This is a genomic window from Paenibacillus sp. BGI2013 (assembly GCF_002843485.1).
Lineage (GTDB): Bacteria > Bacillota > Bacilli > Paenibacillales > Paenibacillaceae > Paenibacillus > Paenibacillus amylolyticus.
On the sequence record NZ_PJFA01000007.1, the window covers coordinates 324,466 to 350,103 of the forward strand.

Here is a 25,638-nt window from a genome sequence, read left to right on the forward strand (position 1 = left end):
CGGCCGCTTTTTTCACTCAATCTCGGGACCGAAGGTGAATCAGATGACGGAATTAGACGGGACAGATGCAGCAGCTCCTTTACTTACGTACAACGAGGCCGTGGACTGGATCAATGGCCTTATTCCTTTTGGCATCCGACCTGGATTGGAACGAATCGAGAGTCTGATGTCCATGTTAGGCAATCCACACCAACGTCTCAAATTTATTCATGTCGCGGGAACGAACGGCAAAGGTTCGACTTGCGCTTTTTTGACGTCAGTGCTTCTTCAGGCTGGATATGATGTGGGTACCTTTACGTCGCCTTATATCACCAAGTTTACAAACCGTTTTCAATACAACGGTGAGGATATTCCTGAAGAAATCCTGCTTAAGCTCTCGAACCGATTACATCCACTAGTCATGGAAATGGCCTCCACTCCGCTTGGATCACCCACGATGTTTGAGGTGTCCACGGCTCTGGCGCTTCTGTACTATGCAGAGGAGTGTTACCCTGACGTTGTGGTATGGGAGACGGGGCTAGGGGGAAGGATGGACGTAACGAATATTGTCGCACCTGTTGTGTCCGTCATCACCAACATTGGTATGGATCATACGGATGTACTTGGAGATACGATTGAGCAGATTGCTGGAGAAAAGGCAGGTATTATCAAGCCGGGAGTACCCGTTGTGACTTGCGCGACTCAACCCGAAGCTGTGAAGGTGATTCAGGAGAAAGCACAGCAGCTTCAATCAAGCGTGTATTTGGCTGGAGATCAATTCTCTTATCATAGACTGGACAGCAATGAGAACGGACAATCTTTTCATTTTACAGGCCCGTTCCGTGATCTGGACGTTCGCATACGCATGCAGGGCTCACATCAATGTGACAATGCAGCGGCCGCACTTATGGTGCTTGAATTGCTTAGACAATACATGGCATTTATGCTGGATGACAACGATATTGTACTTGGACTGGAGAATGCTTTCTGGGCAGGAAGATTCGAAAAAGTCGTCGATGAACCCCGAATTGTGCTTGATGGAGCACATAATCCGGAAGGGGCAGAGTCACTGGCCAAGAGCATTATGGATGTCTATCCGCACAACAAGTTAATTTTGATGATGGGTATGTTGGCAAATAAGCATCACGAAGCGTATTTGCAGCATATACTGCCACTAGTGGATACGCTGATCCTGACCGAGCCAGATTTCCGACGCAAAATGGATGCAGCCGAATTGCTGCAGATTGTCGAACGGGTACGTCCCGCCATTGCGAAGCAGGAACTGGAAATCATCGTCGAGCCCGAATGGGCAAAGGCACTTGATCTATTGAAGTCACGGACGGAAGCGGAAGATCTGGGGGTGGTCTCCGGCACACTGTACCTGATTGCGGATGTGCGGGCAGCCCTTTTGCATCAAACCGATTCTGAAAAAGGTTGGTGAAAGTTTTGTTAAATACATCGGAACACGTTCATTTTATAGGGATTGGCGGATATGGCATGAGTGCCATCGCAAGAGTTATGTTGGAAATGGGATACACCGTTACCGGATCGGATGTCGCTTCACAGGAGTTGACCGAGAAGTTGGCAGCCAAGGGAGCGAAAATATATATCGGACATACGGCAGAGCACGTCACTGGAGCAGATCTGGTTGTCTACTCTACGGCAGCGCCTGCTGATAATGTGGAACGGGTAGCAGCTGCAGAGCTGAACATTCCGATTCTGCATCGTTCCCAGATGCTTGCACGTTTGTTGAACGAACGTAAAGGCGTGGCTGTAGCTGGGGCTCATGGTAAAACAACCACTTCATCCATGATTGCACTTGTTATGGATAAATGTGATACAGATCCGACATACATTATTGGCGGAGAAATCATGAATGTGGGTACCAACGCGAAGGCCGGTCAAGGAGACTGGGTAGTCGCTGAAGCGGACGAGAGCGATGGTTCGTTTTTGCAGTACCATCCATGGCTCGGTATTGTAACCAATATTGAGGCAGATCATCTGGAGAATTACAACAGTGATTTTGAGGAGCTCAAAAGGGCTTATGTGCAGTTCCTGAGCCAGATTCGTCCGGAAGGAACAGCGATTGTGTGTTCTGACGACGAGAATGTTCAAGCGATTTTGCCAGAACTCAAGTCACGGATTACAACCTATGGTATTGATCGTGCTGCAGATTATACGGCAACGGATATTGTATTGGGCGATCGCCGTATCTCCTTTACGATGAATCATCAGGGTGCTGCTATGGGCACGGTGGAATTATCAGTGCCGGGTAAGCATAACGTTTATAATGCAATGGCTACTGTGATTACCTGTTTGGAAGCGGGCATTCCATTTGAGAAGATTGTAGCAGCCATCATCCAATTCCACGGAGCCAAACGCAGATTCCAGGTATTGGGCGAGGCGCGCGATATGCTGATCATCGATGATTATGCTCATCACCCGACTGAGATTGAAGCTACCATTAGTGCGGCCAAAGCAACGGGCAAACGCATTATTGCGGTATTCCAGCCACAGCGTTATACGCGGACATTCTTCCTGCTGGATGCGTTCAGTCGTGCTTTCGCGGAAGCGGATGAGGTGCTTATTACGGACATCTATTCTCCTGCGGGCGAAAAACAGATCGAAGGGGTAACCTCAGCCCGACTGGTTGAACTGATCGTTCAAAACAGTAATGCTTCTGCACGTTACCTTCCTACAAAAGAAGAAGTGGTAGCTGATCTGCAACATCGTCTGCAGCCAGGAGATCTTGTGATTACGATGGGCGCAGGTGATATTTGGAAAGTCGGCGATACACTTGCCAAAGGTTTGAAATAGATCAATTGAGAAATCGCCTGTCTTCGATACGAAGCAGGCGTTTTTTGCGTTATATGGAATGTATTCTCCAGTCTCTGCATATAGCTTATATAAATGGGACAAAGGAGAGGGTACGGGTGAGCAATGCTAGAATGACGTTTCGCTTCGGGGATCATGAGTCGGACAAGCCTGAAAACAAGAGGATATCTGCGTCCAGTCCATTGGTGACGTTAAGTGAAGAATTACCGCATAATCAACCGCTAACGCCTAAGATGGATACAACCCCATCATGGACGCCTGAGGATATCCCCGGAGACTGGGGAGAGACGGTGCTGACAAGCTCTACTGTACCTGAACCTGACGAGCGGGTGAGTCATGATTCGAACTTGAACTTGGATGAGGGCCATTATTTTGGGAACCGTTCCGGTTACGGTTATGTTAATCACACTGATAATCCGGAGGAAGAGCGTCGTGATCTGTCCAATGCCCATGATGATCAGGGCCACGACTGGCTTGCAGATTCGGAGAACTATTCCTATAAACGCAATCGCCCTCCAAGGGGCTGGAAAATGATTGGTTCTGTCACTGGTGCACTTGTTACCGGAGCACTTTTTGGTATGGTTATTCTTTCATTTTTTAATAAAGAAGGAGCCGCGAAGCCAGGCGATCTTCTGCCCGTCAATCAGGCAGTTTCCACTGTGACGGGTCAGGAGGGGGCTGCAGGTACAGAGCAGCAGCTTCAGACAGCGGCGACTGGCAGTACGTATTATGCACTTCAATACGGCGTGTTCAGTTCTCCTGAACGAGCTGAGCAGGCTAAGCTTGAACTGGCTCAGGCAGGTATAGCCGCAGGTTCTGATCCTGAAGATGGCAATCGAGTATATGCAGGCATTTCGGCTGATCGTGAAGAGGCCAAGCTACTTAGCTCCAGGTTAAAAGCCCAGGGAGTTGAACTGTATGTCAAGGAGATTGTGAACCCTGAGATCAACCCGGCTATATTCGGTGGCAAACAAGAGGATGTGCAGCTTTTCTTCACAAACAGTTCTGCACTGGTGGAACAATTATCTACTTTGTCCATTCAGCAGCTGGGACAGTCTGCTCCGGCAGCAGTCTCTACAGAAACGATGACCGCGATTCAGAATAAGCACGAGTCATGGCTGACGGGATTGAATAGTCTTACACCTGGCTTGACCGCAGATGTACAACCTATTGTTGGTGGAATGGAGAAATCAATGAACAGTGCAATTACGGCTATAGCGGAGTACAACAAAAACCCGGATGATGTACACATGTGGTCCGTGCAGTCCGATCTGATGGAATATGTACTGCAGCAGAAAAAATGGCTCGAAGCGATAAAGCAGTAACATGCTCTTTCCCATAACAACGCTTGGAAATACCCATCCGGCAAGGAACTGGAAATAGTTCCCCTTGCCGGATTTGTGTTTGTATTGACGTACAAAACCCCGTATAATAATGTGGGTGTCAAAAAATGGCGAGGGAAGATTACCGATGAAAAAAAACTTCGGCATGTTATTGCTGTTTCTGCTGCTCGGCTGGATGGCCGGAGCGTGGATCGCCAAGGCACTGCAGCCTGTAAAGGCAGTAGCCTTTCTTACGAAAGCCACGACCATACGTTGGTCGCCACAGGCTGATCTGGATATTATCAGTTATGATATTTCACTTCAATTTCAAATGAGCCTTCTGAGTCTGATCGGTATGATTGCCGCTGTGTGGCTTTATCGCAGACTGTAGGAGAATGACGAGTTATGACGAAAAAAATTAAACCAGTGACATCTATTATCGTGATCCGGACAGGATGTTGCCGTGGCATAAGGAGCCGTTCATTTTGGATAACACACAACAGCGCCCTATTATTCTGGCCTCCACATCGCCTCGGCGCAAAGAACTGATCGCATCACTCCACCTAGCGTTTGATGTAATACCAAGTCATGCCAATGAAGATACACCACCAGAGTGGACACCTGAACAGACGGTACAGGAACTTGCTTTGCGCAAGGCGCTTGCCGTGTATCGCGGGCTTGAAGGCCGCGAGCAGGAAGCCATTATTGTTGGTAGTGACACCGTTGTTGTTCTGGATGGTGAGATTCTAGGCAAACCCTTAGACGAAGCGGATGCTGAACGTATGTTATCAAGGCTGCAGGGCCGCGTACATCGGGTGTTCACGGGTGTCGCTTGTATTGATGCGGGCAATGGACAGTCGTTAGTTCATTACCGCCAGACCGATGTAACGATGAAAGAGCTGTCGGATGCGACCATCCGTGCTTATGTGCAGACAGGTGAGCCTTCAGATAAGGCAGGATCATATGCCATTCAGGGCATTGGTGCTTCACTGATCGACCGCATTGAAGGATGTTACTTTAATGTGGTTGGCTTGCCGCTATCTTTGCTAAGTGATATGTTGGACGGGTTCGGCGTACATGTGTTGCCACGAACATGAATGAAGCCAAATGTTGTGAAATGAAAAGAGGGAACATATGGAGTCGCCTCAATACATGATGCGCGACATCCCCCAGGAAGAACGCCCGAGAGAACGCATGATGGAATACGGGGCGGGCGCCTTAAGCCATGCTGAATTGCTGGCAATTTTACTTCGAACAGGCACAAGACAGGAATCCGCGGTGCATATGGCACAGCGGATTCTGGCCGAAGCGGGTGGCATTCGCTCGTTGATGGATTTGAGTCTGGAAGAACTGACCGCGATGAAAGGGATCGGCAATGCCAAGGCTGTGCAATTAAAAGCTGGCATTGAGCTGGGTCATCGGATTGCCAAGAGCAGACTAACTCAGTCGACTTCAATTCGTACACCGCGTGATGCAGCTGATATCCTGATGGAACAATTGCGTTATTTGCAAAAAGAACATTTTGTGTGTCTCTTTCTGAATAGCAAAAATCATATTATTGCCCAGGAAACACTCTCCATGGGCAGCCTTAACGCTTCGATTGTACATCCACGTGAAGTGTTCCGGGCTGCCATCAAATGCAGCAGCGCATCGATTGTGTGCGCACACAACCATCCGAGTGGTGATCCTACGCCCAGTCCGGAGGATATCCAAATAACCAAGAGACTGATTGAAGCAGGCGCTATTGTTGGCATTGACGTGCTTGATCATATTATTATCGGAGATGGAACGTACGTAAGTTTGAAGGAGAAGGGCTTAGTATAATATAATGGTTGGCGTTGATGTTTTCCTATGAATGTTAACGGCGTTGTCCGTAAAAGATAGGTTCACTTTACAAATGCAAAAAAACAAATGCGAATATTAGCTCCACGTATTGCGTGGGAATATAATTATTACGCTCTGGATCAGAATGGAGCGGCTATATGAGGCAGAAAAGGAGATTATGTTATGTTTGGTGGTTTTACGAAAGATTTGGGTATTGACTTGGGGACAGCAAATACGTTGGTTTATGTACGAGGAAAAGGAATTGTGGTGCGAGAACCTTCGGTTGTCGCTATACGGACAGATACAAATAGCATCGAGGCAGTAGGTGAAGCCGCCAAAAAAATGATTGGACGTACACCAGGGAACATTCGTGCCATTCGTCCAATGAAAGATGGCGTTATTGCCGATTTTGATACAACGGCAACGATGATCAAATATTTCATCCGTGAGGCGCAAAAACAACGCTCTATGTTCCAGCGTCATCCAAACGTGATGGTATGTGTACCATCCGGGATCACAGCAGTAGAACAACGTGCGGTTGAAGATGCAACCAAACAGGCTGGAGCACGTGAAGCCTATACGATTGAAGAGCCTTTTGCTGCTGCAATCGGTGCAGATCTGCCTGTATGGGAACCAACGGGTAGTATGGTTGTCGATATTGGTGGCGGTACAACGGAAGTGGCTGTTATCTCTCTTGGTGGTATTGTAACGAGCCGTTCGGTTCGTGTAGCAGGTGACGAGATGGATGAATCCGTTATCCAGTACATCAAACGCCAATACAATCTCATGATCGGTGAGCGTACATCGGAGCAATTGAAGATGGACATCGGATCAGCAATGCCATTGGAACAAGTAGAAACGATGGAAATTCGTGGACGTGACCTTGTAACAGGTCTGCCGAAGACCATTACGATTACTTCGGACGAGATCAGTGAAGCGCTGGCTGATACGGTGAATGCAATTGTTGAAGCGGTAAAAGTAACACTGGAAAAATGCCCGCCTGAACTTGCAGCCGATATCATGGATCGGGGTATCGTTCTTACAGGTGGTGGGGCGTTGCTTCGCAACCTGGACAAGCTTCTCGCTGGTGAGACAGGAATGCCTGTCATTGTGGCTGAGAACCCGCTGGATTGTGTAGCAATCGGAACAGGTAAAGCGCTAGAGAATATTCATTTGTTCAAAAGCAGAAGCAGTTCTGCAGTTCGTTCCAAACGTTAATTGGTATTTGCCTAACTTGGCATAGCGACCAAGTGGCAAGATATCTTTATAGAGGACCCGGTTAACCCCGGGGATGAGCTATTACCCGCTTAACAGGGGAGGATCGGCTGATATTCTCGCAGGGACTACAGGTCTGACAGTCTCCCCGCCGGGCATGGCTCGGAAGAGAATATGGATGTTAGAGGGTGTTCGAACTGTTTAAACTGCTAGGCAACAAAAGACTTTTTGTTTTGCTGGTGGGCCTTGTTACATTTATCGCGTTAATGGGCTTTACGCTCAGTCCGCGAACCACTCTATCCTGGCCGGAGAAATTCCTGAAGGATTCAGTTGGATTTGTACAATACGTATTTTACAAGCCCGCTTCCTATGTAGCGGGCTTTTTCAAAGATGTAGCGAACATGCGTACGGTATATGAAGAGAATGAAGAGCTCCGCATCGCGATGGGTCACTATACCCGGGATCGACTGAAGTACAATGATATGGAGCAAGTGAATGAGCAGCTTCAGAAAGCGCTCAATTTCACAGAAGAACAGAAGAATCGCTATAATTACGGTTCACGAATTGCTCAGGTTATCAGTGCCAATTCGGATCCAAACAGCAGAACCATTAACATTGATATCGGTGAAAATGCGGGAATCAAGCCGGGGATGGCCGTTACCTCCCAGGAAGGGCTGGTCGGCGTGATCAGTCATGTCAGCTCATATACATCAACGGTTAATCTGTTAACGTCCATGGACGCCAATGATCCAACATCCAATGCCATTGCAGCAACGGCAGTAGGTAAGGAGAAAGTATTTGGTATGATTGAGAGTTATGATCCGAAGACGGGCATGCTCAAAATGACCAAGATCTCGGAGGATTCTAATATCAAAGAGGATGATGAGATTATCTCCTCCGGAATTATTAACAATTTTCCGAAGTACATGCGGATTGGTGAAGTGGAAAAGGTTGAAGTTGGGGAGTACGGTTTAACGCGAACTGCGATTATCAAACCATACGCAAGCTTCCTTGATTGGAAAGAGCTGATTGTCATTATCCCGCCTGAGGTAAAAGAATAATGGTAACACGTAAGCAAGTTTTGTTCCTGTTACTATTCCTTTTGTTCATTGCGGAAGGCACAATTTTGCCGCTGCTCATCCCTTCTGGCTGGCAGATGCGTATTTCTGCCAATCTGGTCTATATCGTAATTTTGTTTATCGCTGTATATCATCATCGTCACACGGCACTAGTACTCGGTATATTTTTTGGACTATTGCATGACGTTGTATTCTACGGCGAGATGATTGGACCTTATGGATTCTCCATGGGATTATCGGCATATATGATGGGACTCATTTTTCAAGCACCACGTGCACCACTGCCGGTTATGGTATCGGTTGTCATTTTGGGAAGTCTGCTTAATGACACCATGCTATTTTTCCTGTACAAGCTCTTCCAACTTAACCACGTGACCTTTGACTGGGCGTTGATTGAATACATGATTCCTAATTTGTTCATTCATTTTGTGTTTGCCTTGATCATTTATGTCCCGCTTCGGAAACAACTGGAGCGGATCGGCAAGAGACGGAGCAAGACAGAAGAAGCTTCCTAAATACATTTATGGAGCGCAAAGCAGGAACTTGGGGCCCCGGGCACGAAATGTAATGAGATGGGAGGGACAGGCTTATGACGGTAAAATCGAATCACGTAACGATTAAAGGCATCCGAGACGGCCTGGTTTTCCTGTTGGACGATCAATGTGAATTCGAGGAATTGCTCTATGAGCTCCGCTATAAGCTGGAACACAGCCATCAAAATATTTTGACCGGACCGATTGTTCATGTGGATATCAAGTTGGGTGCCCGCGAAGTGACAGAGGACCAGAAAGAAGCAATCCTCGATATATTGAAGCAAAAAGGGAATTTGCTTATTCGATCCATCGACTCACCTGCACTCCAACCGGAGGTTAAAGGACCACCGCCGATTGTAACCATGTGTGGTATGGTGCGTTCAGGTCAGGTGCTTCATCATGAAGGAAATCTCCTGTTTCTTGGGGATATCAATCCGGGGGGCACAGTGACGTGTACCGGAGATATATATGTGTTGGGTTCACTCAGAGGTATGGCTCATGCCGGAATTGGCGGGGACGAGGAAGCGATCATTGCCGCTTCGGTATTTGCACCGACGCAGCTACGGATTGCGGATATCATCAGTCGTCCTCCCGATGAATGGGAGAGCCGAGAGACCGGAATGGAATTTGCTTACTTACAGGACAATCAGATGCAGATAGACAAAATGAGCAATATCGTTCGGTTACGCCGAGATTTTAATGTGTTTAAAGGAGTGTAGCTCATGGGAGAGGCGATCGTGATCACTTCGGGTAAAGGCGGCGTGGGTAAAACAACCACCTCGGCAAACATCGGGACAGCGCTGGCGCTGCTCGGCAAAAAGGTTTGTCTGGTAGATACCGATATCGGCCTTCGTAATTTGGATGTCGTGATGGGACTCGAAAACCGTATTATTTACGATCTGTGCGACGTTGCGGACGGCCGCTGCCGTCTGAATCAGGCTTTGGTCAAAGACAAGCGTTTCGAAGAATTATATATGTTGCCTGCGGCGCAGACGAGAGACAAAAACTCAGTGTCGCCAGAACAGGTCAAGGATATTATCCTTGAATTGAAAAAAGATTTTGAATACGTCATTATTGATTGCCCAGCCGGCATAGAGCAGGGTTTCAAAAATGCGGTAGCAGGAGCAGATCAGGCCATCGTGGTCACTACACCGGAAAATGCTGCAGTACGTGATGCGGATCGTGTCATCGGCCTGCTGGAGAGTTCGCACATTCAATCACCAAAGCTGGTGGTGAATCGAATTCGTAATAATATGGTTAAATCGGGTGACATGTTAGATATCGATGGTATTTTACAAGTACTTAATATTGACCTGATTGGCATCGTACCTGATGATGAACTGGTCATCAAAGCGGCCAATTCAGGAGAACCTACGGTCATGAATCCGGATTCACTTGCGGCAATTGCGTATCGCAACATTGCACGACGCATTCTGGGAGATACGGTCCCATTGATGCAGCTGGAGCAGAAAAAGGGTGCTTTTACTCGTTTCAAAAAGTTCTTGGGAATGGGTTAACTCATTTAAATGGACTTATTCATTATCTGATTACATGACAGCCGTGGCTTATAGCCCGGCTTTTTTTGTTACCTGCGGGCAGGCTTGTTCATATTATCAACCACCTCTTCATAGGATGTAGTAAACAAGCCTCGGCGGGAGGACATTCCATGAACACGAAACTCAGAATCAAGCAGAGACGAGAAGAACGTATCCGGCGACTGATGGATGGTGCCACTGTGGAGGTCTTACAGGAGCAGAAATTAGGTTCACTGTTGGACAAGAATGAGATCATACACCCAAAACCATTTACGCCGCCTAGTGAGGGGACACAGGAAAGAGATCCGGAATGGTTGTGGAAAAAAGAGAATGGTCATTTCGTTCCAGGGGGGCATTCGAGATTCAACCTGTTCAAGTCACTTCTCAAACGGACGGTTATTAGCGCTTTGATATTTGGCGGAGTATGGGGTCTATTTCAGTTGGATACATCGTGGACGACATCACCCAAAACAGTAATTGCGGATGCACTCCATCGGGATATGGATTTTGCCTCAGCATCGGCTTGGTATGAACGGCATTTTGGAGGAACGCCTTCGTTTCTTCCGGTCCTCGGACATACGACGGATGCCGTGAACGGATTGAAAGTAAGGCAGTTACTGGGCAAACCGATCTCAGGCACAGTGGTTCAGCCATTCGCGCTGAGCATGAAGGGAATTGAGATCGTTCCGGATGCCGCAGGTGCAGAACTTATACAGGTCGCAAGTTCTGATGCTGGGCGTGTCATGGAGGTTATCGGCGATGCAGCAAGTGGATTCACAGTTGTCATCCAACATACAGGCAATGTCACGGCAATATACGGTCGGCTGAACGAAAGTGAAGTGAGCGTGAATGATTGGGTGGAAGCGGGGAATCCAGTGGGGAGTCTCAAGGCTACGGGTGGTGAACAACCGGCCACGCTCTATTTTGCAGTCAAAGAGGGGGAGGAGTACGTAGACCCGGCGGAAGTTGTTGCCCTTGATTAGGGTGTGGGGAGTCCATATTACGTTTCATCCGTTTTTTGTAATTATCATGATGGCCTCCCTTCTGACTGGACATTTTATTGAGCTTATTACGTTGTTTGCCATCGTATTCATTCATGAATGTGGACATGCTGCGGCGGCAGCACTTCTGGGCTATCGTGTCTTGTCGATCCAGATGCTTCCTTTTGGAGGAGTTGCGGTTATCGAAGATGGAGGTACGATCACGGCTTACCGGGAAATCATGATTGCTCTGGCTGGTCCATTACAAAACATCCTGATGGTTGGCGTGGTTATGCTGTTGCAGTATGGCAATCTGGGCGATCCGGTATTTCTCAACTATATCATTCAGGGGAACCTGCTCATTGCCCTATTTAATCTGCTGCCTGTACTTCCTCTGGACGGAGGTAAAGTTGTTCAGGCACTTGTCAGTCTGTGGGCACCTTACTATACAACATTAATGTGGACTTACAGAATTAGCATTCTGTGTAGCGTAGGGGTTATTTTATATGCTATCAGCCGATGGTTTACTGGAGACTACGGCCTACCGCTCAACATTCTGTTAATCGGCCTTTTTTTGTTCTATTCCAACGTAACGGATTACCGAAATGTGCCCTATCGCTTTATTCGTTTTCTGATGAATCGAGAGGGTGCGTTTGCTCGTCACGCGGCTACTGGCAGTTTGGCGCAGCCAATAATCTCATTCCCGGCGAAACCTTTGGACACTATTTTGCGTCTATTAAAGAGAGAAAGATACCATATGGTATACGTGATGAACAGACAGGGTCGAATTATGGCCGTATTGCCTGAGCAACGGATTATCGGTTCCTATTTTCAACAAAATGGTAATAAATTGTAGTGTTCTGGTGGACCTGTTCTGAAATGGGTTAATATATGTACAATGAGAATTGAAAAGATACTGAAATGGATGTGGATGATTTGAATTGTCTTCTAGAGGTGAAGCCATGAAACAAATGATAGTACATAATGAACATAACCTCATGCAAATGGCGCTTCTGGAAGAAGGCAAAGCTGTGGAATTTACGGCAGAGCGTACACGTGATCGTGGACTGCTGGGTTCCTTTTTCAAGGGACGGGTCGTGAATGTGTTACCAGGTATGCAAGCTGCTTTTGTGGATATTGGTCAGAAAAAGAATGCGTTTCTCTATGTGGACGATGTGTTGCATCCCCATCTGGAGAAACAGCCCAAGGTGAAGCCTTCCATCTCGGAGTTGCTTCGTCCGGGTCAGGAAGTCATTGTTCAGGTTCTGAAAGAACCGGTTGGAGGCAAGGGAGCCCGGGTGACGACTCATTATTCACTCCCGGGCCGTTGGCTTGTCTACATGCCTGTTGCTGACTATGTAGCGGTATCCAAGAAAATTGCCCGTGAAGGGGATCGTTCCCGTCTTAAGGCACTTGGGGAGCAACTGAGGCGGGATGAAGAAGGACTTATTATTCGGACCGTATCTGGAGAAGAGCAGCATGAAGCCATTAAGTCGGACTTGGAAACATTACGCGCGCAGTGGTATCTGATTCGTGAAAAAGCGGACAGTTTGCCTTCACCAAGCCTCTTGCATCGGGATCATAGCATGGTACAGCGAATCATCAGAGATGTGTATACGCCAGGGAGTGACGAAGTCATCACTGATAGTGAAGGACAAGCCCGTGAGGTAAAAGCATTGCTCGAAGAGATTAGTCCTGGTCATCAACCCAAAGTACAGGTGTATCGGGGAACAGAATCCATCTTTGCTGCCTATGGTGTGCAGGAACAGTTGAATAAGGATTTTGCTCGGAAAGTATGGTTGCCCGGAGGCGGATACATTGTCATTGATCATACCGAAGCTCTGACTGTAGTGGATGTGAACACAGGCAAATATACGGGAGCTGGCGGTGACAGTCTGGAAGAGACCGTGACAGAGACCAACATACAGGCAGCAGTGGAGATTGCTCGTCTGATGCGCCTGCGAGATATCGGTGGCATGATTATTGTCGACTTTATTGATATGGAGGAAGCTTCGAATCGGCATGAAGTCGCGGCAACCTTGGAGGGTGAGCTCAAGAAGGATCGGACCAAAGCGTTTGTAATGGGTTGGACCAAGCTGGGTTTGCTCGAACTTACCCGTAAGAAAGTGCGGGAAGAAAGTACGTTGCCCTATGTGGAACCGTGTTCTTCCTGTCATGGTACGGGAAAAAGATATATTTCACCATTGCATTGATTTTTGATATATTGCGTGATATAATCTTCAAGTATGTGTTTAGCCTAATGGTCTTGCACATGCTGTAACCGCACTGGCCGGGTATAAGAACAGTTCCGCAAGGACACTGTCACCTGAGAACGGGCGAGTCTGAGACATGAGGAGGTGCAAGGCAAATGTACGCAATTATTGAAACAGGCGGCAAACAGTACAAAGTCCAAGAGGGCGATGTTCTGTTCATCGAGAAATTGACTGCGAACGATGGCGAAAGCGTAACGTTCGACCGTGTCCTGGCTGTATCTAACGATCAAGGTTTGACAGCAGGTACACCATTGATTTCCGGAGCTACTGTAACGGCTAAAGTGGAGAAACATGGCAAAGGACAAAAGGTTATCGTATACAAATACAAACCTAAAAAGAACTACCATGTGAAGCAAGGTCACCGTCAACCGTACACTAAAGTAACTATCGAAACAATCAAAGCGTAAAGAAGGTGCGATAAGTGATTATCGTTCAAATCTTTCGTGATGAGGACGGGAACATCGAACGTTTTTCCATTGAAGGGCATGCTAATTTTGCCAAGCGGGGAGAAGACATCGTATGTGCCGGGGTATCCGCTGTTACAGTGGGTACGGTGAACTCGATTGAAACATTGACCGGTGTCGAAATGGATGCCAAGATGAAGAATGGCTTTTTAAGTGGTTCTTTACCTTTGTTAGAGAGAGGGGAAACTTGGTCCCAGGTACAATTGTTACTCGAATCCATGGTGGTTATGCTCTCTAATATTGCAGAGTCATACGGGAAGTATATTAAAATACAGCAATTCAAATAAGCAAAGAAGGAGGACAACCAATCATGTTGAAATTAAATCTTCAGTTATTCGCATCGAAAAAAGGTGTAGGTTCCACGAAGAACGGACGTGACAGTAATGCTCAACGTCTGGGTGTTAAACGTGCTGATGGTCAAACTGTAACTGGTGGTAGCATTCTCGTTCGCCAACGCGGAACGAAAATTCACCCAGGAACTAACGTTGGCATCGGTAAAGATGACACTTTGTTCGCGAAAATCGACGGCGTTGTAAAATTCGAACGTTGGGGACGCGATCGCAAAAAAGTAAGCATCTACCCTGTTAATGTTGCTCCTGTAGCAGCAGCAGTAGAAGCGTAATATCGGCATTCCGCCTAAGGAGCCTTCGGCATTTTTGCCGAAGGTTTTTTGTATTCAACGGTTATTCGATAATGAACTGGCAGAAAAGACATGTTATACTTGGTTACGGTGGGTGTAGACCAACCGAGTTTTGTAGAACGGGGAGAAGCCATGAAATCTTGGAAAAGAGTGCCGTGGATTGCGGCATGTTCACTTCTGATTCCTTTGGTTTTCGTTATGTTGTATCCGGCGATGATCTCAAGCGTCGTGTGCGCATTGTGGTCCGTCGCAGTATTGCTCATTTCTGTGAATGCGATGAAGAAACAGGCGGAGGCGGAACGCAGAGCCATCATACAATCCATGGAAAAGACAGCAATTGCTTCATTAAATCATCATCGACACGACTGGATGAACGACCTTCAGGTGTTATATGGATATCTTCGGCTGGGCAAACTTGATAAATCCTTGCAATGTGTGGAAAGAATAAAAGAGCGGGTTACAGAAGAAAGCCGAATCTCCAGATTAGGCATTCCTTCCCTCGTATTTTATCTTCAGTCTTTTCGCGCCAGTGGAATTGCGCTGGACTTGCATGTGGAAATAGAAGATGAGTTGCAGCTTAGTGCTCTGGTCTCTCCCGAGGATGGCGAGTCACTTACCGGGGCGATTGCTGATGCAATCAGGGCCTATCAATATGGCGGCGGCCGGTCTTCTTGGGGAGAGGTTCGCAAACTGACCTTAAACTTCGGACAGGACCATGGAGATGTGGTTGTCCGACTGGATGGGGATCAAACACCCGATCCGGAAACACTGCGGCAGCTTACTGCCGTACTCAAAGGAAAAAAAGTCAGAACGGAGCAGTTTCCGTCTGAGGATACGTTTATACAATTCAGAATGCCGTGTGGAATATAGGAAGAAGGGGTTAACCAATGTTTGTAGATAAAGCGAAGATTTATGTAAAAGCCGGAGATGGAGGGGACGGAATTATTTCGTTCCGTCGTGAGAAGTATGTACCAAACGGCGGACCTGCTGGGGGCGATGGAGGCAGAGGAGCTGACATCATTTTCCGCGTGGATGAAGGTTTGCGTACGTTGATGGATTTTCGTTACCAGCGTCACTTTAAGGCCCCACGTGGTGAGAAGGGACGTAACAAAAGTCAGCATGGTGCAAACGCGGAGAACATGATTGTGCGCATTCCACCAGGAACTATCATCTTGGATGAAGACAGTGGAGAAGTACTGGCGGATATGACACGTCACGGTCAACAGGTTGTTATTGCTCGTGGTGGTCGGGGCGGACGAGGTAACATCCGATTTGCTACACCGAACAATCCTGCACCTGAACTTGCTGAGAACGGTGAAGAAGGACAAGAGCGTTACATCGTACTCGAACTGAAAGTTATGGCAGATGTTGGTCTGGTTGGTTTCCCGAGTGTCGGGAAATCCACATTGCTTTCTGTCGTTTCGTCAGCCAAGCCAAAGATCGGTGCATACCATTTCACAACCATTACACCGAATCTGGGTGTAGTCGGTGTAGGAGAAGGCCGAAGCTTTGTCATGGCTGATCTGCCTGGACTGATTGAAGGTGCGCATGAAGGAGTCGGACTGGGACATGAGTTCCTGCGTCATGTCGAGCGTACTCGTATTATTGTTCATGTCGTAGATATGTCGGGTTCGGAAGGACGCGATCCTTTTGAAGACTGGCAGAAAATCAATGACGAATTGAAGTTGTACAATCCGCTTCTCGCCGAGAGAACGCAAGTTGTAGCAGCTAACAAGATGGATATGCCAGACTCTGAAGCGAACCTGGAGCAATTTTTACAGCAAGTTCGTGAAGTGCAACCTGATATTGAAGTGATGCCAATTTCATCCTTGACTCGTAAAGGGATTCAAGAACTTCTGTATCGTGCAGCTGATCTGCTGGATCAGGCTCCAGACGAGCGAGTGGTTGAAGAGGTAGCAGATGTATCTGAACGTAAAGTATACAGTCTGGACAAAAAAGAAGACGATGGTTTCAAAATTGTGCGTGAGAATGAAATGTTCGTTGTCGAAAGTGCCAAGATTGACCGCATGATGAAACGGATGCAACTGAACTCGCACGAGGCTATACTGAAACTCGCACGTACACTGCGTTATATGGGTGTGGATGCTGAGTTGCGTAAGCGCGGAGCTGTAGAAGGCACCATCGTTCGTATTGGAGACTTTGAATTCGAATTCGTGGAAGGTAGCAGTTACTACTAAGTAGCCGTCTTCCGTGGAGAGACAGATTGATATAGGAACGCAGAGAAGTGGGAAGTTGACCCGCAACTCTGCGTTTTTTTTTGTTTTTTCCTGACATGGGAGAGGGATAAACTTGTATACTGTGAGGAACGTATTTCAAAAAATAGGCGTGTCATGTATTGCCCTTTTGTCATAGATCCTATATAATGTCCACTATATGAATACATGAGTCTTTGAGGAGAGGACGTTCTGTGAACGAACGCTATTACTTAGTACGGGAAGATATTTTACCAGAGGCAGTGGTGAAGACCATGCAGGTAAAAGAACTACTGGCTTCTGGGGATGTTAAAACAGTGCATGAGGCGGTTGAACAGGTCGGATTAAGCCGGAGTGCCTTTTACAAGTACAAAGATGGAATTCATCTGATCAACCAGCTTGAGCGCGAGAGAATTGTAACGATCTCCATTGATCTGGAGCATCAGTCGGGGATCTTGTCTCGTGTGCTTGGACATGTAGCTGGTTATGGAGCTAATGTACTCACGATTAATCAGAGTATCCCGCTTCAAGGAAGAGCCAATGTTGTCATTTCGGTGGAAACGACACATCTTCATGGCGAAATTGGTGAAATGCTGGATCGAATGCAAGATATGCCTGGAGTAAGACGTACACGTATTGTAGGCCAAGGGTAATTAGGCTTTAACATACAGGACTGACGGACAAGAATAGACATTAGGGGGTAGATCGTTAGTGAAACCGGTAAAAGTCGGATTGTTGGGTCTGGGAACTGTCGGAACGGGAGTCGTTCGCATTGTGGAAGGGAATCAGGAGGATCTGAGCAGTCAGGTTGGATCGCCGATTGTCATCGAGAAGATCGCAGTGAAAAATACAGAGAAAGAACGTGTTATTGCTGTAGACCGTGCCAAGCTTACGGAAGATCCTTGGGAAGTCATTCGTCATCCGGATATTGATGTCATCGTTGAAGTCATGGGCGGCATTGATCAGACGAAGGAGTATATTCTTGAAGCGTTGGAACGTGGGAAGCATATCGTAACAGCAAACAAAGATCTCATGGCACTGCATGGTACAGAGATTTTGGCGAAGGCACAGGAAAAACAATGTGACGTGTTCTATGAGGCGAGTGTTGCTGGAGGGATTCCGATCATTCGTACGCTGATTGAAGGTTTCTCTTCTGATCGGATTACCCGCATTATGGGGATTGTGAACGGAACAACGAACTTTATTCTGACCAAAATGAGTCAGGAAGGTGCATCCTATGAAGAAGTACTGGCTGAAGCACAGGCTCTGGGATACGCCGAATCCGATCCAACTTCCGATGTGGAGGGACTTGACGCAGCTCGCAAAATGGCGATATTGAGTACACTCGGTTTCCGCACCAATGTGGAGTTGAAGGATGTAACCGTTAAAGGAATATCCTCCGTAACTCGTGAAGACATTATGTATGCCAAAAGATTGGGCTATGAGATGAAGTTACTTGGTATTGCGGACCGTATTGGCGATGAGATCACGATCAGCGTTCAGCCGACAATGGTTAGACAGAATCACCCGATTGCTTCAGTCAACGGTGTGTTCAACGCAGTATATGTACACGGTGAAGCTGTAGGGGAGACAATGTTCTACGGTGCGGGTGCGGGAGAACTCCCAACGGCAACTTCGGTTGTAGCTGACATTGTGGCGGTTACCAAAAACCTTAAACTTGGCGTGAACGGTCTCAAAGCAATTGTGCCTTATAAGATTAAGCGACTACAAAGCGACGAGCAGATCGTGTCGAAAAACTTTATTTTACTACACGTAGACGACAAAGCCGGTGTATTGGCACAAATCACACAAATTTTCGCAGAATATGATGTCAGTCTGGCGTCGGTTGTTCAACAGCCGAATGAGCACAACCCGGATGCCGAGATCATTATCGTTACACATAATGCAAGTAAGGCAAGCATGGATAAAGTGTTAAAACATTTTGAATCACTCAGCGTCATTCGCCGCATTAAGAGTGTCTACCGGGTCGAAGGATAATTGTCCTTATCCCATACGGCATCTCAATTATTTCAGTTATAACGTACAAGTTAATCATATCCGGTTCAACAGGTCATCATTTCAGATTATTAAAACATAAAGGAGTTTACCCACAATGAGATATCAAGGACTTTTGCAAACGTACAGAGAGCACCTTCCAGTTAATGAAAATACACCCCTTCTTACGCTTCAGGAAGGAAATACACCGTTGATTCATGCAGAGAATCTGTCTGAGGAACTCGGTTTGAATGTTTACTTCAAATACGAAGGTTTGAACCCTACTGGATCTTTCAAAGACCGCGGTATGGTTATGGCTGTTGCCAAAGCTATGGAAGAGGGCAGCCGTACGATCATGTGTGCATCCACAGGTAATACGTCAGCAGCTGCAGCGGCCTACGCCGCACGTGGTGGCCTCAATTGTATCGTACTGATCCCGAATAACAACATTGCACTGGGTAAACTGGCCCAAGCCATGATCTATGGAGCTAAGGTGATCGCGATTAATGGTAACTTTGACCGTGCACTGGAGATTGTGCGTGAGATCACAGCCAAACATCCGATCACGCTTGTAAACTCTGTGAATCCGTTCCGGATTGAAGGACAGAAGACAGCAGCGTTTGAAGTAATTGAACAACTTGGCGAAGCGCCTGACGTTCTGGCTATTCCAGTCGGTAATGCGGGTAATATCTCGGCTTATTGGAAAGGTTTCAAAGAATATAAAGAGGCAGGCAAGTCCAGCACGCTTCCACGTATGGTTGGTTTCGAAGCAGAAGGTGCGATGGCCATTGTCAAAGGTGAGCCGATCCTTGAACCTGAAACGGTAGCAACAGCAATTCGAATCGGTAATCCGGCGAGCTGGAAAACGGCGGTAGCTGCAGCTGAGGAATCTGGTGGACAGATCAACTATGTAACGGATGAACAAATTCTGACAGCGTATCGTACACTTGCTTCTCGGGAAGGAATCTTTGCTGAACCTGCTTCTGCGGCTTCCCTTGCCGGTGTATACAAACTGAAGAGTGAAGGGTACTTTAAAGGCGGAGAGACTGTCGTTTGTGTACTGACAGGTAATGGCCTGAAAGATCCTAATATTGCGATCAAAACAGTAGCGACTGAGCCACTTGTTGTTGAAGATACGGAAGAAGCAGTAATGGCGGCTATTGCACAACTGGAGCAGCAATCTGTATGAGTTTGCGTGAAAAGGTAACCGTAAAAATACCTGCAAGCACAGCCAATCTCGGTCCGGGGTTTGATACTCTGGGCATGGCATTGTCTTTGTATGCCTGGTTGGAAATGAAACCTGCCGAGCAGACGTCATTTCATCTTCACGGCAATCATTTGACAGGCCTGCCAACAGATAAATCGAATTTGATTTACGAAGTGGCACAGATGGTATTCAATGAAGCTGGGGTATCCATCCCTGAATTGGAGATTTCCATGTATTCCGATATTCCGCTTACGCGGGGACTCGGGAGCAGTGCATCAGCCATCGTTGGTGCATTGGCAGCAGCGAATGCATTAATTGGTTCTCCTTTATCCGATGCGAAGCTTCTGGATATGGCCACATCCCTCGAGAAGCATCCTGATAATGTGGGAGCATCTCTGTATGGCGGTATTATTACGGCTGTATGGAATGGTCAACAGGTAGATCATATACGTATTGAACCACACCAGGATCTGCAGGCTTTGGTTATTGTACCTGAATTCCAGCTGTCTACTTCAAAAGCAAGGAATGTAATTCCAGAGCAATTTGGCATGTCTGATGTGGTGTATAACATTAGCAGATCTTCACTGCTTGTTGCCGTTTTGGCGAGTGGACGACTGGATATGATTCAGAAGGCGATGTCAGATCGAATTCACCAACCATATCGGGCATCATTGGTGCCAGGCATGGCTGAGATATTGGAACATGCTGTTGATCATGGAGCGTTGGGAGCTGCCTTGAGCGGAGCTGGCCCGACCGTATTGACTTTGGTAGATCGTCATGACACCCGGAAAGCGGGATTGGAACAATATTTGCTGGACACTATGGAGCGGGAGGGCATATCTGCTTCTGCACTGTGGCTCGATCCGGATTTGGACGGTGTAACCGTGCTGCCTGATCAAGACGAACGTCCTTTTCTGGACAGAATCAAAGGGGAAGTTAATGCATGAAACGAATTGCAGTATTACCTGAAGGCTCAGTCTCTCATGAGGCAATTGATTTCCTTTTCAACGGGGAACCATTAGATTTGCTTCATTCCAAGCTGATTTCGGATGTGTTTAGAGCAACGGATAGCGGGAATGCACAATACAGTGTCATTCCGATTGAAAATACCATTGAGGGTTCCGTTAGTCTTCATATGGACTGGCTTGTAAATGAAGTGGATATTCCAATGCAAGCGGAGTGGGTATACCCATCCATCCAGAATGTGATTGGACATGGTTCGGAATTTAAGACAGAGAGTGGCGATTATGACTTTGGTAGAATCACCAAGATTATGTCTCACCCTGTGGCTATTCCGCAGTGTCAGAATTTTATTCGGTTGCATTCACCCGGGGCGGATCTTGAAGGTGTGAACAGTACAGCCGAAGCTGTAGAAATTGTGAAAAAAAATCCAGGTAAGGGCTGGGTAGCGATTGGTACCAAACTTGCTGCTCAGAAGCATGGTCTGGACATTATGGCTGAACGGGTTACAGATCATGACAACAACTACACTCGTTTTGTGCTCATTGGCCATGAACCTGTGAACATTCCACGTGAACCGGATCATGTAAAAACCAGCTTGCTGGTGACGTTGCCAGAAGATGCACCGGGTGCATTGCATCAGGTATTGTCGGCTTTTGCATGGCGGAAGCTGAACTTGACCCGTCTCGAATCTCGTCCAACGAAGAAACGATTGGGCAGTTACTATTTTTACATTGATGTTGTGGAAACGGTCGATTCGGTATTGCTTACCGCAGCCATGGCGGAAATTGAAGCATTGAATTGTCAGGTGCGCGTTCTGGGTAGCTATCCTTGTTATACATATCCTTCGAGATAATTGACCTGATGGTGTTTGGGAATGTTAGAAGGTTGTCATAAGTCGGGGTAGAATGAGCGAGTAATGGCTTGTCATTTGGTGTACAATGGACGGGTTAATAACGTTTCGGAGTACAGGGAATGGATATTTTATGGAGGTGCAGTCATCAGTGGCAGAACAATGGATCTATTTGGATGGTCAGTATGTGACCAAGGAGAACGCAACCGTTTCGGTATATGATCATGGATTTTTGTATGGAGATGGAATTTTCGAAGGTATTCGGATCTATAACGGAAATATTTTCAGATGTAAGGCCCACTTGGATCGTTTGTATGATTCGGCAAAATCCATTAGTTTGAACATTCCGCTGTCCATTGATGAGATGCTGGAAGTCATGGCTGAAACGGTGCGCCGCAATGATATGCGTAATGGTTATATTCGTCTTATTGTATCGCGTGGCCCTGGTAATCTGGGGTTGGACCCGTTACGTTGCCCTAAGGCATCCGTAATCATCATCGTGGAGCAATTGGCGATCTATCCGGAGGAAGCGTATCTTACTGGATTGAAAGCCGTGTCGGTATCCCAACGCCGGAACATTCCAGACGCATTGAATCCAAAAATTAAATCGTTAAACTATCTGAATAACATCCTGGTTAAAATCCAGTCTAACTATTCAGGTGCTGGTGAAGCAATTATGCTGAATTCCCAAGGTTACGTAACTGAGGGTTCAAGTGATAACATCTTCATCATCAAAAATGGTGTAGTGTACACGCCGCCTTGTTATCTCGGAGCACTTGAAGGGATTACACGTCAAGCGATTATCGATCTATGTGGCGAACTGGAGCTTGAATTAAAAGAAGTACCATTCACCCTGCATGATGTGTATATCGCAGACGAAGTCTTTTTCACCGGGACAGCTGCAGAAGTTATCGCTGCATATGAAGTCGATGGAAGAACAATCGGCACGGGAGTAGCAGGTCCGGTAACGCTGAGACTGCTAGAAGCATTCCGTCAGATTGTTGACAAAGATGGATATAAAGTGTGGGAATCTTAAGTTAGAATTGCATAACATAGGGAACAGGAATCCTCCTTGTCCGATAAAATTCTGCATACCTGGTGTATGGGGATTTTAGAGACAGGAGGATTTTTTTTGTTTAGTTGATGTCATTAGCCCGGTTTCTGCATAGGATGTAGTAACGGTATGGGCGAATGTACTGCCCAAGTATGACGTCTAGGAGGTTAGTTCCCTGTGAAAATACACATGGTGAAAAAAGGCGACACATTATATCTGCTGTCCCAAAAATACAATGTAGCGCTGGACAAATTGATCGCGGCTAATCCGCAAATCACAAATCCCGACAAGTTGGATATTGGCATGAAGGTTAAAATCCCTGCAGAGCCAGTAACACCGAAACCGGAGGGTGTGCTCCACAGTCACAAGGTACAGCAAGGAGATTCGTTATGGAAGTTGGCACAAGCCTGGGGAGTTCCTTTAAAAGATATGGTCAATGCCAATCCACAGTTGAAAAATCCGAACGCTCTGCTGGTGGGGGAGACAGTTTATATTCCATCTATGCACGCACAAGGAAACAGCACATCTAATTCGGGTGCCGGCAACATTGCTGCTCATGAAAAGTTGTCACCTGAAGGTAAGGAATACACGGGAGTCAAAGAACCGGAACAACCGACTCCAGTAGCGCCAACTCCCCCTGCTCCGGTAGCAGAGGTTCCTGTTCCGGTCCCTGCTCCACCACCAGCCAATACGGAGAAGCCGAATGTGAAGCCTGAACTGGAGGTACTGCCGCAGTTACCGGAGCTTCCTGAAGTGAAACCCGAAAAGGAAACGCATAAAAAAGAAGAGGTTAAACCCGAAGTTTATGTAAAACCGGTAGCAGAATCCAAGAAATACACAATGCCTAATCTTTCGCCTGAAATTATGCCTTTGCCTGTAATGCCTAACACAAAGTCTCCAACTGAGGTTGCACCAGCAACGAAAAAGCCTTGTGGTTGTGGTAATAAGTTGCATCATGCGCCAGCCGAGCACCCTTATGTTCAAATCCCGGTTCCTGTACAAGAGGTGTATGGTGCTCAGCAAGACATGTACACGGCTGGAGCGAGTAACAATGCGTCGTTTCCAGGGATTCCGGAAGTTAGTCCTTATGGTGGCAGTGATCTGCCTAACAGTCCGTGGACTGGCGCGGAGCAGGGTTATAACCACAATAACGTTATGCCGAATCTGTCCGCAGAAATGCAAAACAACTCATTTCCGATTGCGCCAGCTGGCGAAGTGAATAGTCCATTCCCAACGTATGTAGCACCTAGTCATATGAATCATCAGCCGCCTTTCATATCTCCATACTCAATGCTTCCGTACCCTCCATGCGGATGTGGCTCACATACACATATGCCTCAGTATACTTATCCTTCTCCTGGTTATCAGGATCCGGCTTGGAATATGTATGGTCCTTCGTACGGTATGCCGCCTGAAATGTCCACATCAACGATGCCAAACCAGCCTATTGAGTATGCTTATCAGAATCCGTACCCTACTCAGAACATGGTTCCCCCGTCCCCGCTTGGAGCATTTGGTGAAATGTATCCTCCTCAGGGGCAAGGGAAGGGTGGAAAAAAAGGGGGGCGTGAAGACGCTAACTTAAGTCAGGTAGCAATTGAAGAGGTTGGATCAGATTCGGAAGGGAAGTCTAAGCAAGCGGGGAATAAGCCGGCCGCTGCAAAGCGCAGAACAAGCAAGGCTCCTCTGAAGAATAAATCCAAGGTGTCCGTGTCCGGGAAACCGTCCAGAGAGGGTGCAGCTACTTCCAGCCAACGGAAATCCGATAAAAAGCGTCGTAATCCATGGATACAGAACTAACCTGGAGATTGCGATTGATGAATAAGTGAGGTGCCTGTTATATAAGCGGGAAGCCAGCTCTGTAATAGAGAGCTGGCTTCCCGCTTACCTGAGTGAACATTGAGTTGCACATAACGGAGATATAGTTGCTCAGGAAATAATAGAAAGCATTTTATTAAGAAGTTATTGTAAACCCTTTCATAAATGTGTTAAAATATTTGTACCCTATGAGCATGACCTAATATGATAGGACAAGATAGGGTACAGATATGATAGCTTTAGCTAATGTAAAACTACTAAAGAAAAGAAATGAAAAAAACTGTTGCATTACATTCAGCCGTATGATATATTATTTAAGTCGCCGCTGAAACGCAGTGCTGACACGGGAAACACAAAAGATAACAAAACAAGTTTGATCTTTGAAAACTGAACAACGAGTGAGTAAACATTCTGCTTGCAGAATGAACGCGAAAGTTTGAGACAAGCCTTGGCCTGGATCGACTGGAGCACAAATGAGATTTTTAATCTCGTCAGATTCAAAATGAGCTTATCGCTCTTTTCAATACTTTATTGGAGAGTTTGATCCTGGCTCAGGACGAACGCTGGCGGCATGCCTAATACATGCAAGTCGAGCGGAGTTGAAAGGAAGCTTGCTTTCTTGATACTTAGCGGCGGACGGGTGAGTAACACGTAGGCAACCTGCCCTTAAGTTTGGGACAACTACCGGAAACGGTAGCTAATACCGAATAATTGTTTTCTTCGCCTGAAGGAAACTGGAAAGACGGAGCAATCTGTCACTTGGGGATGGGCCTGCGGCGCATTAGCTAGTTGGTGAGGTAACGGCTCACCAAGGCGACGATGCGTAGCCGACCTGAGAGGGTGATCGGCCACACATCGA

At 46.9% G+C, this 25,638-nt stretch carries 26 protein-coding genes, 1 rRNA gene and 1 other annotated feature; all 27 genes read left to right on the forward strand.

Going from position 1 to position 25,638, the window contains the following annotated elements; all coding sequences use genetic code 11:
* Positions 1 to 43 precede the first annotated feature (43 nt).
* On the forward strand, positions 44 to 1,420 hold the full coding sequence (locus CXK86_RS19425; protein ID WP_076253344.1) for a bifunctional folylpolyglutamate synthase/dihydrofolate synthase: 1,377 nt from the start codon (positions 44 to 46) through the stop codon (positions 1,418 to 1,420).
* Between the two features lie 56 nt (positions 1,421 to 1,476).
* Entirely contained in the window at positions 1,477 to 2,796 is a 1,320-nt protein-coding gene (gene murC / locus CXK86_RS19430; RefSeq protein ID WP_047841184.1) for a UDP-N-acetylmuramate--L-alanine ligase, read from the forward strand.
* Between the two features lie 116 nt (positions 2,797 to 2,912).
* Positions 2,913 to 4,139: an SPOR domain-containing protein gene (locus CXK86_RS19435; RefSeq protein WP_076253324.1), complete on the forward strand. Its 1,227-nt coding sequence runs from the start codon at positions 2,913 to 2,915 to the stop codon at positions 4,137 to 4,139.
* 145 nt (positions 4,140 to 4,284) lie between these two features.
* Positions 4,285 to 4,527: a DUF4321 domain-containing protein gene (locus CXK86_RS19440; RefSeq protein ID WP_047841183.1), complete on the forward strand. Its 243-nt coding sequence runs from the start codon at positions 4,285 to 4,287 to the stop codon at positions 4,525 to 4,527.
* A 94-nt stretch (positions 4,528 to 4,621) separates the two neighbouring features.
* Positions 4,622 to 5,233 carry a Maf family protein gene (locus CXK86_RS19445; protein ID WP_036673538.1) on the forward strand — a complete coding sequence of 204 codons (612 nt, stop codon included), beginning with the start codon at positions 4,622 to 4,624 and terminating at the stop codon, positions 5,231 to 5,233.
* A 37-nt stretch (positions 5,234 to 5,270) separates the two neighbouring features.
* The gene (gene radC / locus CXK86_RS19450) at positions 5,271 to 5,960 is read left to right on the forward strand and encodes a RadC family protein (RefSeq protein ID WP_036673540.1); all 690 of its coding nucleotides are present in this window, start codon (positions 5,271 to 5,273) and stop codon (positions 5,958 to 5,960) included.
* Positions 5,961 to 6,143: 183 nt separating this feature from the next.
* Complete coding sequence (locus tag CXK86_RS19455; protein ID WP_017692612.1) at positions 6,144 to 7,178, forward strand: rod shape-determining protein; 1,035 nt, start codon at positions 6,144 to 6,146, stop codon at positions 7,176 to 7,178.
* Positions 7,179 to 7,363: 185 nt separating this feature from the next.
* Positions 7,364 to 8,236 carry a rod shape-determining protein MreC gene (mreC, locus tag CXK86_RS19460; protein WP_076253325.1) on the forward strand — a complete coding sequence of 291 codons (873 nt, stop codon included), beginning with the start codon at positions 7,364 to 7,366 and terminating at the stop codon, positions 8,234 to 8,236.
* Entirely contained in the window at positions 8,236 to 8,769 is a 534-nt protein-coding gene (mreD, locus tag CXK86_RS19465) for a rod shape-determining protein MreD (protein ID WP_036673543.1), read from the forward strand. The genes mreC and mreD overlap by 1 nt, the downstream gene beginning before the upstream one ends.
* A 74-nt stretch (positions 8,770 to 8,843) precedes the next feature.
* On the forward strand, positions 8,844 to 9,506 hold the full coding sequence (minC, locus tag CXK86_RS19470) for a septum site-determining protein MinC (RefSeq protein ID WP_017692615.1): 663 nt from the start codon (positions 8,844 to 8,846) through the stop codon (positions 9,504 to 9,506).
* Positions 9,507 to 9,509: 3 nt separating this feature from the next.
* Positions 9,510 to 10,304: a septum site-determining protein MinD gene (gene minD, locus CXK86_RS19475; RefSeq protein ID WP_017692616.1), complete on the forward strand. Its 795-nt coding sequence runs from the start codon at positions 9,510 to 9,512 to the stop codon at positions 10,302 to 10,304.
* A gap of 149 nt (positions 10,305 to 10,453) precedes the next feature.
* The gene (locus CXK86_RS19480) at positions 10,454 to 11,305 is read left to right on the forward strand and encodes a M23 family metallopeptidase (protein WP_076253326.1); all 852 of its coding nucleotides are present in this window, start codon (positions 10,454 to 10,456) and stop codon (positions 11,303 to 11,305) included.
* Positions 11,298 to 12,158 (forward strand): M50 family metallopeptidase, encoded by an 861-nt coding sequence (locus CXK86_RS19485; RefSeq protein WP_036605910.1) that lies wholly within the window; start codon positions 11,298 to 11,300, stop codon positions 12,156 to 12,158. Before CXK86_RS19480 ends, CXK86_RS19485 begins: the two co-directional genes overlap by 8 nt.
* 106 nt (positions 12,159 to 12,264) lie before the next feature.
* The gene (locus tag CXK86_RS19490; protein WP_036605911.1) at positions 12,265 to 13,515 is read left to right on the forward strand and encodes an Rne/Rng family ribonuclease; all 1,251 of its coding nucleotides are present in this window, start codon (positions 12,265 to 12,267) and stop codon (positions 13,513 to 13,515) included.
* A gap of 56 nt (positions 13,516 to 13,571) precedes the next feature.
* Positions 13,572 to 13,656, forward strand: a sequence feature (ribosomal protein L21 leader region).
* Positions 13,657 to 13,670: 14 nt separating this feature from the next.
* Positions 13,671 to 13,982, forward strand: coding sequence for a 50S ribosomal protein L21 (gene rplU / locus CXK86_RS19495; RefSeq protein WP_017692620.1), 312 nt, complete (start codon positions 13,671 to 13,673; stop codon positions 13,980 to 13,982).
* A gap of 14 nt (positions 13,983 to 13,996) precedes the next feature.
* Positions 13,997 to 14,326 (forward strand): ribosomal-processing cysteine protease Prp, encoded by a 330-nt coding sequence (locus CXK86_RS19500; RefSeq protein ID WP_036605912.1) that lies wholly within the window; start codon positions 13,997 to 13,999, stop codon positions 14,324 to 14,326.
* Between the two features lie 23 nt (positions 14,327 to 14,349).
* Positions 14,350 to 14,661, forward strand: a complete 312-nt coding sequence (rpmA, locus tag CXK86_RS19505; protein WP_017692622.1) for a 50S ribosomal protein L27 — start codon at positions 14,350 to 14,352, stop codon at positions 14,659 to 14,661.
* 90 nt (positions 14,662 to 14,751) lie between these two features.
* Positions 14,752 to 15,549 (forward strand): Spo0B domain-containing protein, encoded by a 798-nt coding sequence (locus tag CXK86_RS19510; protein ID WP_235193928.1) that lies wholly within the window; start codon positions 14,752 to 14,754, stop codon positions 15,547 to 15,549.
* Positions 15,550 to 15,566: 17 nt separating this feature from the next.
* On the forward strand, positions 15,567 to 16,877 hold the full coding sequence (obgE, locus tag CXK86_RS19515; RefSeq protein WP_036673545.1) for a GTPase ObgE: 1,311 nt from the start codon (positions 15,567 to 15,569) through the stop codon (positions 16,875 to 16,877).
* Positions 16,878 to 17,107: 230 nt separating this feature from the next.
* A complete protein-coding gene (locus CXK86_RS19520; protein ID WP_017692625.1) occupies positions 17,108 to 17,545 on the forward strand; it encodes an ACT domain-containing protein in 438 nt (145 codons plus the stop codon).
* A 58-nt stretch (positions 17,546 to 17,603) separates the two neighbouring features.
* Positions 17,604 to 18,890, forward strand: a complete 1,287-nt coding sequence (locus CXK86_RS19525) for a homoserine dehydrogenase (protein WP_017692626.1) — start codon at positions 17,604 to 17,606, stop codon at positions 18,888 to 18,890.
* Between the two features lie 115 nt (positions 18,891 to 19,005).
* Complete coding sequence (gene thrC, locus CXK86_RS19530) at positions 19,006 to 20,076, forward strand: threonine synthase (RefSeq protein ID WP_036673546.1); 1,071 nt, start codon at positions 19,006 to 19,008, stop codon at positions 20,074 to 20,076.
* Positions 20,073 to 21,041: a homoserine kinase gene (gene thrB, locus CXK86_RS19535; protein ID WP_101314285.1), complete on the forward strand. Its 969-nt coding sequence runs from the start codon at positions 20,073 to 20,075 to the stop codon at positions 21,039 to 21,041. Before thrC ends, thrB begins: the two co-directional genes overlap by 4 nt.
* A complete protein-coding gene (pheA, locus tag CXK86_RS19540; protein ID WP_101314286.1) occupies positions 21,038 to 21,910 on the forward strand; it encodes a prephenate dehydratase in 873 nt (290 codons plus the stop codon). Before thrB ends, pheA begins: the two co-directional genes overlap by 4 nt.
* A 148-nt stretch (positions 21,911 to 22,058) precedes the next feature.
* Positions 22,059 to 22,943, forward strand: coding sequence for a branched-chain-amino-acid transaminase (ilvE, locus tag CXK86_RS19545; RefSeq protein WP_017692630.1), 885 nt, complete (start codon positions 22,059 to 22,061; stop codon positions 22,941 to 22,943).
* A 195-nt stretch (positions 22,944 to 23,138) separates the two neighbouring features.
* Complete coding sequence (locus tag CXK86_RS19550) at positions 23,139 to 24,761, forward strand: LysM peptidoglycan-binding domain-containing protein (RefSeq protein WP_101314287.1); 1,623 nt, start codon at positions 23,139 to 23,141, stop codon at positions 24,759 to 24,761.
* Between the two features lie 546 nt (positions 24,762 to 25,307).
* Positions 25,308 to 25,638: ribosomal RNA gene (locus CXK86_RS32445) — 16S ribosomal RNA — on the forward strand; the annotation flags it as partial.

Excerpts from the sequence above, each read along its gene's own strand:
- CXK86_RS19425 (WP_076253344.1), top strand. The coding sequence starts at position 44 with ATGACGGAATTAGACGGGACAGATGCAGCAGCTCCTTTACTTACGTAC.
- murC (WP_047841184.1), top strand. The coding sequence starts at position 1,477 with ATGAGTGCCATCGCAAGAGTTATGTTGGAAATGGGATACACCGTTACC.
- CXK86_RS19440 (WP_047841183.1), top strand. The coding sequence starts at position 4,285 with ATGAAAAAAAACTTCGGCATGTTATTGCTGTTTCTGCTGCTCGGCTGG.
- radC (WP_036673540.1), top strand. The coding sequence starts at position 5,271 with ATGGAGTCGCCTCAATACATGATGCGCGACATCCCCCAGGAAGAACGC.
- CXK86_RS19455 (WP_017692612.1), top strand. The coding sequence starts at position 6,144 with ATGTTTGGTGGTTTTACGAAAGATTTGGGTATTGACTTGGGGACAGCA.
- mreD (WP_036673543.1), top strand. The coding sequence starts at position 8,236 with ATGGTAACACGTAAGCAAGTTTTGTTCCTGTTACTATTCCTTTTGTTC.
- minC (WP_017692615.1), top strand. The coding sequence starts at position 8,844 with ATGACGGTAAAATCGAATCACGTAACGATTAAAGGCATCCGAGACGGC.
- minD (WP_017692616.1), top strand. The coding sequence starts at position 9,510 with ATGGGAGAGGCGATCGTGATCACTTCGGGTAAAGGCGGCGTGGGTAAA.
- CXK86_RS19480 (WP_076253326.1), top strand. The coding sequence starts at position 10,454 with ATGAACACGAAACTCAGAATCAAGCAGAGACGAGAAGAACGTATCCGG.
- CXK86_RS19490 (WP_036605911.1), top strand. The coding sequence starts at position 12,265 with ATGAAACAAATGATAGTACATAATGAACATAACCTCATGCAAATGGCG.
- rplU (WP_017692620.1), top strand. The coding sequence starts at position 13,671 with ATGTACGCAATTATTGAAACAGGCGGCAAACAGTACAAAGTCCAAGAG.
- rpmA (WP_017692622.1), top strand. The coding sequence starts at position 14,350 with ATGTTGAAATTAAATCTTCAGTTATTCGCATCGAAAAAAGGTGTAGGT.
- CXK86_RS19510 (WP_235193928.1), top strand. The coding sequence starts at position 14,752 with ATGTTATACTTGGTTACGGTGGGTGTAGACCAACCGAGTTTTGTAGAA.
- obgE (WP_036673545.1), top strand. The coding sequence starts at position 15,567 with ATGTTTGTAGATAAAGCGAAGATTTATGTAAAAGCCGGAGATGGAGGG.
- thrC (WP_036673546.1), top strand. The coding sequence starts at position 19,006 with ATGAGATATCAAGGACTTTTGCAAACGTACAGAGAGCACCTTCCAGTT.
- thrB (WP_101314285.1), top strand. The coding sequence starts at position 20,073 with ATGAGTTTGCGTGAAAAGGTAACCGTAAAAATACCTGCAAGCACAGCC.
- pheA (WP_101314286.1), top strand. The coding sequence starts at position 21,038 with ATGAAACGAATTGCAGTATTACCTGAAGGCTCAGTCTCTCATGAGGCA.